The organism is Mycobacterium sp. NGS67 (assembly GCF_059812185.1).
On record NZ_JCALCF010000084.1, the window covers coordinates 1 to 648 of the forward strand.

Genomic DNA, 648 nt, shown 5'->3' on the forward strand with positions numbered 1-648 from the left:
GGGTAAGTCCCCTGGGGTGGTGGGTTTTGGGGCTTGAGATCGACCGCGTCCGGGCTGTGCCGGGTGTGTCGTTGAGGGTTTCGGGGTGGGCCATCGCGTAGTGGTCAGTGAGTTACCGACCAAAGTGACTCAAGCAAAGGACACACCACGCGATGACCCATGAGCATTCTGCCCTGCTCGCTCAGCTCGACGCCCTGAAGTCCTCTGACGCCGGGGCGGTGTTTGCTGAGTTGATCCGCACCGGGCTGCAGGCGCTGATCGAGGCCGAGGCCACCGAGAAGATCGGCGCCGGCCGCTACGAGCGCACCGAGGACCGCAGCACTCACCGCAACGGACACCGGTCTAAGACCGTGTCGACCACGTCGGGGGACATTGAGGTCAAGATCCCTAAGCTGCGCTCGGGGTCGTTCTTCCCGGCGCTGCTGGAGCGGCGCCGGCGCATCGACAGGGCCCTGCACGCGGTGATTATGGAGGCCTACGTGCACGGAGTCTCCACCCGCAGCGTCGATGACCTCGTGGCCGCTCTCGGCGTGGATTCGGGGATCTCCAAGTCCGAGGTATCCCGGATCTGTTCGGGCCTGGACCGCGAGATCGAGGCGTTTCGCACCCGCACGCTCAACCACACGGCGTTTCCGTACGTGTTCTGCG

General features: G+C 65.1%; 1 protein-coding gene. It reads left to right on the forward strand.

All coding sequences use genetic code 11. The annotated features are described in order from the left end of the window. Positions 1–152: 152 nt before the first annotated feature. Positions 153–648: transposase (locus AC5Y4D_RS27330; RefSeq protein ID WP_500038778.1), on the forward strand; the 496-nt coding region annotated here is incomplete at its 3' end.